The organism is Trujillonella humicola (assembly GCF_046233715.1).
Taxonomy (GTDB): Bacteria; Actinomycetota; Actinomycetes; order Mycobacteriales; family Geodermatophilaceae; genus Trujillonella; species Trujillonella humicola.
In genome coordinates this window covers 55,918-64,893 of the sequence record NZ_JBJNRJ010000001.1, presented here as the reverse complement: position 1 = coordinate 64,893, position 8,976 = coordinate 55,918, and the positions used below count along the sequence as shown (strand labels likewise).

Sequence of the window (8,976 nt, the reverse complement as noted above, 5' to 3'; positions counted from 1 at the left end):
TGGCCGCGCGGGTGGCCCCCCGCCGGCGGGCCCGGGGCTCGACGCCGGCCCCGGCCGGCGGGGAGCGGCGGCCGGGACCGGCGGGAGGGCGGATCAGCCCCAGAGCTCCTGGATGGTCGCGAAGACCTTCTGGTTGTGCGAGAACTCCAGGACGTTGCCGTCGGGGTCCAGGACGGCGCAGATGTAGCCGATGTGCTCGGCCATCTGCGTCGGCTCCCACTGCAGCCGGCCCAGCTCGCGGGCCTTGGCGGCCACCTCGTCGACGTCCTCGCGGTTCGGCAGCTCGATGCCGATGTGCGCCCACGGCGAGAAGGTCGGGTCCGGCTTGCCGTCGACGATGCCGAAGCGGGCGCCGATCTCCGGGATGAACTCGCCGAGCACCAGCACGAACGGCGTCTCCACCTGTCCCGGGTTGGACAGCCAGGCGCTGCGGCCGCTCTCGTCGGCGTTCTGCTGCACGAGCACCAGCGGGGTCACCGATGTGTAGAACTCGATGGAGCGCTCGACGTCGCGCACGGGGATGGCGACGTGCGTCCAGCGCGCCTCGGTCAGGGTGGGCATGGCTCTCTCTCCTCTTCGATGGGGACGGGACGGGTTCAGCGGGTGGGCCACTTGGCCCGGTCGGGGAGGCCGGAGCGGGCGACGATGCCCTCCCCGGCGGTCTGGGCGCGCCGCAGCAGGGCGTCCTCGTCGACGGTGGTGCAGCGGTAGTCCTCGACCACCGCCCGCCCGCCGACCAGGACGGTGTGCACGCCGCGGCCGTCGGCGGACCAGACCAGCTGGTTGGCCACGTTGTGCAGCGGCCGCCACTCGGGGCGGTTCGTGTCGTGCAGGACCAGGTCGGCCTGCTTGCCGGGCTCCAGCGAGCCGAGCTCGGTCTCGGCCTGCAGCGCGCGGGCGCCGTTGCGGGTGGCCATGGCGAACGCGTCCTCGGCCGGGAACACCGTCGCGTCGCGGCGGGCGTCCTTGAACAGGCCCGCCACGAGGTAGGTGGCCCGCATCAGGTCGTGGTAGTTGGACGCGTTGTTGCCGTCGGTGCCGATGGCCACGTTCACGCCCGCGGCGACCATCTCGGGGAACTTCCCGATCTGGGTGACGCCGTAGGACACCTTCAGCGCCGTCGTCGGGCAGTGGGCGATGCTCGTGCCGGTCCGCGCCAGCGCCGCGATCTCCGTGTCGTCCACGTGGACGGCATGGGTCAGCAGCACGTTGCGGTCCAGGACGCCGATCTCGTCCAGGTGCACCATCGGTCGCTGCCCGAAGGTGGCCAGGAACCCCTCGGGGTCCATCGCGGCCGGGGACATGTGCGCGCTCATCCCGGTGCCGCGCTCGTCGGACATCTTCTTCGCGGTCTGCCACAGCTCGTCGCTGCACGTGGTGTGCCCGATGACGATCGGCCAGGCCTGCACCCGGCCGTCGGCGGCCGAGCCGTAGGTGTCCATCGCGTAGGTCATCGCGCCGATCGCCTCGGCGGTGGTCATCCGCAGCGCCTCGTAGTCCCCGACCAGGTCCCACGCCCACGGGCCGACGCGCGCCCGGATGCCGATCTCGGCCAGGCCGTCGACGACGGGGTCGATGAACCGGACGGTCCCGGCCTCCAGGAACGCCGTCGTCCCGGACTTGAGCATCTCCAGCGCGGCCAGCTGGGCCGAGACCCGCTCGTCGTCCTCGGTGTAGTGGGTGTGGATCGGGGTGAGCCACTCGAAGACGTTCTCGAGGAAGGGCGTGTCGTCGGGGACGAAGCCGCGGGTCAACGGCTCGCCGGTGATGTGCACGTGCGTGTTGATCAGCCCCGGCGTGACGACGAAGCGCTCGCCGCCGACGGTCTCGGCCGGGCGGTAGCGGGCGGTCAGCTCCGCGGCCGGCCCGACGGCGACGATCCGGCCGCCGGTGACGGCGACGGCGCCGTCGCGGTACACCCGGCGCTCGTCGTCCATGGTGACGACGTGGGAGCCCAGCACGAGCGTGTCGCACGGCTCGCCGGTGGGGAGGTCGCGGTCCTCGGTCATGGTCACCTCTCGGTCACGGGGGGAGAGTCGGGGCGGATCAGGAAGACGGTCTGGCGGGGCACCGGGTGCAGGACGTCGGTGAGCTCGGCGCCGGCCGCCGCGGCCCATGCGCGCAGGTCGGCCACCGAGACGCCGCGGCCGGCGGTGGCGGCGGCCATGGTCAGCGAGAGCACGAGCTCGTGGCGGGCGGCGGCGAGGACGGCGTCGCGGCCGGGGTCGGGCCCGTCGGCACGGTCGGGACGCGGGTAGTCGGCCACGACGACGACCCCGCCGGGCGCTGTGAGCTCCACGGCCCGGGCCAGCAGCCGCCGTGCGCGGTCGGCCGGCTCGGCCCGGAGCACGTGCGCCAGGACGACGACGTCGGCGCCGCCGGCCGGCAGGTCGGCCTCGAGGTAGTCGGCGGCCAGGAGGTCGACCCGGCCGGTCAGGCCCGCGGCCGCCACCGAGGCGCGGGCCACCTCCAGGACCGCCGGCAGGTCCACGCCCACGGCCGTGCCGGCCGGCCGGTCGCCGAGCATCGCCACGAGCCAGGCGGCCGATCCGCAGCCGAGGTCGGCGATCCGCGGCGCGTCGGGCCACAGGCCCCGGCCGGCCAGTTCGCGGACGACGCCGGCGGCCACGGCGGCCTGGGTCGGCGCCGTGGCCCGCACCAGGGCCGGGTAGGCCGCGGCGAGCTCCGCCACCGTCGCGTCGGACGGCCGGCCGGTCCGCACCGTCCCGGCGAGTCGCTGCCAGCCCGACCACGGGCCCGGCGACAGCGGGGCGAGCGCGGCCATCGACGCCGGGGAGTCGCGCACGAGGAAGCGGGCGGCGACGGGGGTGAGCCCGAACCGCGTGCCGTCGGTGGTGAGCAGGCCGAGGGAGACCAGCAGCTCGGCCAGCAGCTCCACGCGCCCGGCGTCGGCGGCCCCGACCGCTGCGGCGAGCCCGTCCGCGGGCAGCCCGTCGTCGCCGGCCGCGGCGAGGGCGTCCACGACGCCGAGCTCGAGCGCGGCGGCCAGCGCGCCGAAGCCGGCCAGGCCGTTGACCACGTCCCAGACCGGCCCGGGTGTGATCGGGGCGGGCGCACTCACGGGCGCAGGACGATCTTGCCGGTGGCCCGCCGCGACTCCATGTGCCGCTGCGCCGCGGCCGCCTCGGCCAGCGGGAACTCGCTGTCGACCGGCGTCCGGAAGCCCGAGGACCAGTAGCGCTCCAGCATCGGGCCGAACTCGCGGCGGTCGTAGGGATCCGAGCCCAGCAGCTTCAGGCCGAAGTGGTAGGCGTAGACGAGGTCGAACGACGTCCGGTCACCGGTGGTGTTGCCGAGGAACACCAGCCGGCCGCGGTGCCCGAGGCTGTAGATCGAGGCGTCCCACACCGCCGGGCCGACGTGGTCGATCACGACGTCGACCCCGCGGCCGTCGGTGAAGCCCCGGGCGGCGCCGACGAGGTCGGTGGTGGAGGTGTCCACCACCAGGTCCGCCCCCAGCTCGGCCGCGTAGGACGCCTTCGCCGCGCTGCTCACCGTGGTGATGACGCGGGCGCCCGCGGCCTTGGCCAGCTGGATCGCCGCGGTGCTGACCCCGCTGGCCCCGGCGTGCACCAGCACGGTCTCCCCGGCCGCGACCGCGCCGACCTCGACCAGCGCGTGCCAGGCGGTCATCCAGATCGTGGGCACGACCGCCGCCTCGACCAGGTCGACGCCGTCGGGCACGGCGTGCACGTTCCCCGCCGGGACGACGACGTACTCGGCGTACCCGCCGGCCACGTTGCCGCCGACCACCTCCGTCGCCGGGCACATGCCGTCGGCGCCGCTCGCGCAGACCGGGCAGGCGTCGCAGGGGACGGCGGGGTTGACCACGACACGGGCGCCGGTGCGGGCGACCGGGTGCGCGGCGGGGTCGACGTCCGGGCCGACCGCGGCGACGGTGCCGGCGACGTCCATCCCGGCCACGTGCGGCAGCTCGAAGCCGGGGATCAGGGCGGGGCCGCGGCGCTGCAGGACGTCGAGGTGGTTCAGACCGCACGCGGCGACCTGGACGAGGACCTCGCCCGGCCCGGGTTCGGGCACGTCGGACTCGGTGACCTCGAGGACGTCGGTGTCGCCGTGGACGCGGTAGGAGATGCTCTTCACTGGGACTCCCGGGTGGACCGATGTGTGGTCCGACCGGGCGCCCCGCCCCTGTCCGCGGCACGCCCGATCGGCATGCAACGGTGGGATCCAGCGGGCTGCGTCGCCGCGCTCCCCCGCTCCGGTCTGTTGCCTACCGGGGCGGGTCGAGGAGAAGGAACCAGTTCGGGGGCGGGGTCGTCAACCCCCTGCTGCCCGGGCGCCGGCCGTCGTCCCGGCGGCGTCCACGGCGGCGGTCTGGGCGGCCACGACCTCGCCGTCCCAGTAGTCCGCGCGGGCGGCGACCAGCCCGTCGCGCACGCGGAACCGGAACACGCCCCGGACGTCGACGGGCACCTCCGGGGCGCCGTCGCGCTGCATCCGCGCCGTCAGCCGGTAGGCCACCGCGGCGCGGTCGCCGTCCACCAGGACGTCCTCGACCTCGTACCGCAGGCCGGCGAAGGCGGCCAGGAAGCCCGGCAGCCGCTCCCGGTAGGCGGCCCGGCCGGTGAGGCTGCGCCCGCGGGCACTGGTGTGCTCGTTGACGAAGTCCTCGGTGACGCGGGCCGCGATCACGTCCGGGTCCCCGCCGTTGAGCGCGTCGAGGAAGGCCGTGACCGCGGCCCGGGTACCGGCGCCGCTCAAGCGCCGGTGCCCCACTTGGCGCGGACCAGCTCGAACACCTTCTGGTTGTGCGAGATCTCGATGACGTTGCCGTCGGGGTCGTTGAGCGCGCAGATGTACCCGACGGGGCCGGGCATGTCGCGGGGCTCCCACTGCAGCACGCCCAGCTCCCTCGCCTTCGCGGCGATCGCGTCGACGTCCTCCCGGTGGGGGACCTCGATGCCCAGGTGCGCGAACGGCTTGAGCAGCCCCAGCTGCCCGCCCTTGTCCTTGTCGAACGACACGAGCACCAGGACGAACGGCGTCTCGGCCTGCTTGTCGTTGGACAGCCAGGCGCTCTCGCCGGCGTCGTCGGCGAACCGCTCGACCACCACCAGCGGGGTCAGCGACGTGTAGAACTCGATCGCGGCGTCCAGGTTCCCCGTCGGCAGGGCGACGTGCGTCCAGCGCGCCTCGGTCAGCGTGGGTCCGGTCATCGGTGGGTGTTCCTCTCTCCTCGGGGCCGGCCGGTGGTCGCGGGGACCACTCAGACCAGCCCTCTCTCGAACGGTTTCGACAGCGCCCGCGGCTCCCGCTGGGACTTGACCATGAGCACCATGACCGTCAGGGCCAGCAGGTACGGCGCGGCGACGAGCAGCTGGGCGTTGAGCTGCACGCCCAGCGACGGCAGCGCCAGGCGCAGGGCGTCGGCGGCGCCGAAGAGGAAGCAGCCGAGCATCGTGCCCTTGAGCCGCCAGGCCCCGAAGATCACCGCGGCGATGACGATGAACCCGCGGCCGGCGGTCATGTTGTTGTTGAACGAGCCGACGAGGCCGACCGACAGGTAGGCACCGCCGAGCCCCGACATCACGCCGCACCACATGAGCGCCTGGCGGCGGCGGACGTTGACCTTGATCCCGCTGACGTCGGCGGCCTGCGGGTTCTCCCCGACCGCGCGCAGCTCCAGGCCCCACCGGGTGCGGTTGACCAGGAACCAGGTCAGCGGGATGACGATCGCCAGCAGGTAGAACGGCCAGCGCTGCGCGAACACCACCCCGAGCAGCGGGATGTCCGACAGCCCCGGGACCTCCAGCACGCTCACCTGGGTCCGGGAGAACTCCATGGTCTGCAGCAGGAAGCTGGTCACGCCCAGGACGAGGGCGTTGATCACCAGGCCCACGACGAAGGTGTTGATCTGGATCCGGTGGGACAGGTTGGCGTGCACCAGGGCCACGAGCAGGCCGACGACCGCCCCGGCGAACAGGCCGACGCTGGGGCTGCCCGTGGCGCTGCCGACGGCGATCGCGCCGAAGGCGCCCGAGAGCATCATCCCCTCGACGGAGATGTTGAGCGTGCCCGCGCGCTCGGCGAGGTACTCCCCGCAGGCGGCGAAGGCCAGGGGGGCGGTCAGGCGCAGGGCGCTGGAGAGCACCGTGCCGCCGTCGTCGAGCCACATCAGACCGGCACCTCTTCCTTGGCGGGCGTGGCGGCCGACGGCCGGGCGGGGGACTCGGGCGCGGCGGAGCGGTTGCGGATCCGGCGTCCCCACAGGGCCGACAGCACCGGTGGGACGACGAAGGCCAGCACCAGCAGCGCCTGGATGACGCTGACCAGGTAGTTGGGCACCCCGGTGGCGGCCAGGTAGCTGGAGCCGGCGCGCAGGCCGCCGAAGAGCACCGCCACCGGCAGCGCCAGGCCGGGCCGGCTGCGGGCCACGAGGGCGACCAGCAGGCCGTCCCAGCCGAAGTTGTTGGAGACCGCCGGCTGCAGGCGGAACACCGTGCCCATGAGGATGACCCCGCCGGCGAGCCCGGCGAACGCCCCGGACAGCACCAGTGCCGAGCCGCCCAGGCGGGAGGCGCGGATGCCGGCGTGCCGGGCGGCCATCGGGTTCAGGCCGAGCATGTTGAGCCGGAAGCCCCAGCGGCTGCGGCCGAGCAGCACGGTGAGGACGACGGTGGCGACGACGGCCAGGATCGCCCCGACGCCGATGGTCAGGTCCGGGTACTGGCCGAAGCTCGCCAGCCGCAGGTACTGGGGCACGGCGTCGGACTGCGGCCGGGCCGGGCCGTTGCCGATGCCGGTCTCCTGCAGCAGCGAGGGGCTGAGGACGGCGAACTGCACCACCTGGGCGGCGACGAAGGTGAGCAGCAGCGTGGTGACGACGACGTTGACGCCGCGGGTGTAGTACATCGCCGCGCTGATCCCCGACCAGGCACCGCCGCCGGCCGCGGCGGCGAACAGCGCCACGGTGATGACCAGCCAGCCCGGCCCCTGCAGGCGCAGGGCCACGAAGCAGCCGACCATCGCACCGATGAGCAGCTGGCCCTCCTGGCCGATGTTGAACACCCCGGCCCGGTTGGCGATGCACGCGCCCAGGGCGACCAGCAGCAGCGGCGCGGCGTTGACGATCGTCTGCGACCAGCCGGCGGCATCGGCGACGCTGCCGGTGTAGAGCGCGTCGATGACCTCCACCGGCGAACCGTCGGAGAGGGTGACGAGCAGGGCGGCCAGCGCGAGCACCAGCGCCACGCAGGCGACGGTGATGCCCGCCGTCCGCCACGCGTCGGCGCTGGGCCGGCGCAGCGCGGTGCTGCCGACGACGTAGGAGGCCAGGGGCCGCCGCGCCGGGGCGGTCCCGGTCATGCCGCCTCACCGCCGACGAGCATGCCCAGGCGCTGCGGGGAGGCGTCCGCGACGTCCAGGACCCCGGTGATCCGGCCCGACGAGATGACCGCGATGCGGCTGGCCAGCGCCATGACCTCCTCCAGTTCGGTCGAGATGAGCAGGACGGCGACGCCGGCGGCGGCCGCCTCGCGCAGCCGGGCGTACATGTCCTCGATGGCGCCGACGTCCAGCCCGTGGGTGGGCTGCGCGGCCACGAGGACGGTGGGCCCGGCGGAGAGCTCGCGGGCGAGGACGACGCGCTGCTGGTTGCCGCCGGAGAGGGTGCGCAGCGGGGCGTCGATCGACGGCGTGCGGATCGCGAAGCGCTCCACGAGCTCCTGCGCCTGGGCGCGGACCTGGCCGCGGCGCACCAGCCACCGGCCGCTGAACCGGCGCAGGTCGGTCATGACCAGGTTGTCGGCGACGCTCATGTCCAGGACGACGCCCGAGCGGTGCCGGTCCTCGGGGATGACGCCGACGCCGGCCTCGTGCAGGGCGCCGGGCCGGTCGAGCGCGACCGCCCGCCCGTCCACGTGCACCTCGCCCGTGTCGAGCTCCAGCAGGCCGGCGAGGAGGTCGCCGAGCGTGGCCTGCCCGTTGCCCTCGACGCCGTAGAGGGCGACGATCTCGCCGGTCGCCACCTCCAGGTCCAGGGAGTCCAGCAGCACGCGGCCGTCCGGACCCGTCACGCACAGCCCGTGCAGGGCCAGCGCCGCGGTCCCCTGGACGTCGGCGGACACCTGCGGGGCCGGGGGCTCGGCGGGCACGGCGTCCAGCCCGCCGGCCAGCACGGGGCTCAGGTGCTTGGCCGGGTCGTCGGTGACCACGAGCCCGAGGGCGGCGCCCTCGGACTGCAGCGACACGTCGCGGCCCACCATCTGGCGGGCGAGCTCCGGCGCGGAGGTGTCGGCGGTGCGGCAGTGGAAGGCCAGCCGGCCGCGGCGCAGCACCGAGACGACGTCGGTGGCGGCGGTGATCTCGGCCAGCTTGTGGCTGATGAGGATGACCCCGCGTCCCTCGGCGGCCACCGACGTGCGCAGCACCTCGAACAGCGCCGCGGACTCCGCGATGGTGAGCACCGAGGTGGGCTCGTCCAGGATCAGCACCCGCGGGTCGCGGCGCAGCGCCTTGATCAGCTCCACCCGCTGGCGCTCGCCGGCCGAGAGCCGCTCCACGGTGGCGCACGGGTCCACGGTCAGCCCGTACCGGGCGCCGACCGCCTCGACGTCGGCGCAGATGGCGTCGCGGTCGATCCGCCCGGGCTCGCCGAGGGCCACGTTCTCCCACACGGTGAGCGGCTCGATGAGGCTGAAGTGCTGGTGCACCATGCCCAGCCCGTGCTCGGCGGCCTGCTGCGGGGTGTGCAGGTCCACCCGGACGCCGTCCCGGTGGACCTCGCCGGCGTCGGCGTGAACCAGGCCCATGAGGACCTTCATGAGGGTGGACTTCCCGGCGCCGTTCTCCCCCAGCAGGCCGTGCACCTCACCGCGCTGCACGGTGAGGTCCACGGCGTCGCAGGCCACGACCGGCCCGTACCGCTTGCTGATGCCCCGCAGCTCCAGTGCGGGGACGGGCCCGTCGGTACGGGCACGGTCGTGGCTCACG

General features: G+C 74.5%; 9 protein-coding genes. All 9 read right to left on the bottom strand.

Annotated features, from left to right (window positions below):
• Positions 1-93 precede the first annotated feature (93 nt).
• On the bottom strand, positions 94-561 hold the full coding sequence (locus tag ACK586_RS00330) for a VOC family protein (RefSeq protein WP_409328468.1): 468 nt from the start codon (positions 559-561) through the stop codon (positions 94-96).
• Positions 562-596: 35 nt separating this feature from the next.
• Entirely contained in the window at positions 597-2,009 is a 1,413-nt protein-coding gene (locus ACK586_RS00325) for an amidohydrolase family protein (protein ID WP_409328467.1), read from the bottom strand.
• 2 nt (positions 2,010-2,011) lie between these two features.
• Complete coding sequence (locus ACK586_RS00320) at positions 2,012-3,082, bottom strand: methyltransferase family protein (RefSeq protein WP_409328466.1); 1,071 nt, start codon at positions 3,080-3,082, stop codon at positions 2,012-2,014.
• The gene (locus ACK586_RS00315; RefSeq protein WP_409328465.1) at positions 3,079-4,125 is read right to left on the bottom strand and encodes a zinc-binding dehydrogenase; all 1,047 of its coding nucleotides are present in this window, start codon (positions 4,123-4,125) and stop codon (positions 3,079-3,081) included. The genes ACK586_RS00320 and ACK586_RS00315 overlap by 4 nt, the downstream gene beginning before the upstream one ends.
• Positions 4,126-4,302: 177 nt before the next feature.
• Positions 4,303-4,746, bottom strand: a complete 444-nt coding sequence (locus tag ACK586_RS00310; RefSeq protein WP_409328464.1) for a nuclear transport factor 2 family protein — start codon at positions 4,744-4,746, stop codon at positions 4,303-4,305.
• Positions 4,743-5,201, bottom strand: a complete 459-nt coding sequence (locus tag ACK586_RS00305; protein WP_409328463.1) for a VOC family protein — start codon at positions 5,199-5,201, stop codon at positions 4,743-4,745. The genes ACK586_RS00310 and ACK586_RS00305 overlap by 4 nt, the downstream gene beginning before the upstream one ends.
• A gap of 50 nt (positions 5,202-5,251) precedes the next feature.
• The gene (locus ACK586_RS00300) at positions 5,252-6,160 is read right to left on the bottom strand and encodes an ABC transporter permease (protein WP_409328462.1); all 909 of its coding nucleotides are present in this window, start codon (positions 6,158-6,160) and stop codon (positions 5,252-5,254) included.
• Positions 6,160-7,350, bottom strand: coding sequence for an ABC transporter permease (locus ACK586_RS00295; protein ID WP_409328461.1), 1,191 nt, complete (start codon positions 7,348-7,350; stop codon positions 6,160-6,162). Before ACK586_RS00295 ends, ACK586_RS00300 begins: the two co-directional genes overlap by 1 nt.
• Complete coding sequence (locus ACK586_RS00290) at positions 7,347-8,975, bottom strand: ABC transporter ATP-binding protein (RefSeq protein ID WP_409328460.1); 1,629 nt, start codon at positions 8,973-8,975, stop codon at positions 7,347-7,349. The genes ACK586_RS00295 and ACK586_RS00290 overlap by 4 nt, the downstream gene beginning before the upstream one ends.
• Between the last annotated feature and the right edge of the window lies 1 nt (position 8,976).

What these genes read in the sequence shown, in the direction of transcription:
- ACK586_RS00325 (WP_409328467.1), bottom strand. Translation starts at nt 2,009, where the DNA reads ATGACCGAGGACCGCGACCTCCCCACCGGCGAGCCGTGCGACACGCTC.
- ACK586_RS00295 (WP_409328461.1), bottom strand. Translation starts at nt 7,350, where the DNA reads ATGACCGGGACCGCCCCGGCGCGGCGGCCCCTGGCCTCCTACGTCGTC.
- ACK586_RS00305 (WP_409328463.1), bottom strand. Translation starts at nt 5,201, where the DNA reads ATGACCGGACCCACGCTGACCGAGGCGCGCTGGACGCACGTCGCCCTG.
- ACK586_RS00330 (WP_409328468.1), bottom strand. Translation starts at nt 561, where the DNA reads ATGCCCACCCTGACCGAGGCGCGCTGGACGCACGTCGCCATCCCCGTG.
- ACK586_RS00300 (WP_409328462.1), bottom strand. Translation starts at nt 6,160, where the DNA reads ATGTGGCTCGACGACGGCGGCACGGTGCTCTCCAGCGCCCTGCGCCTG.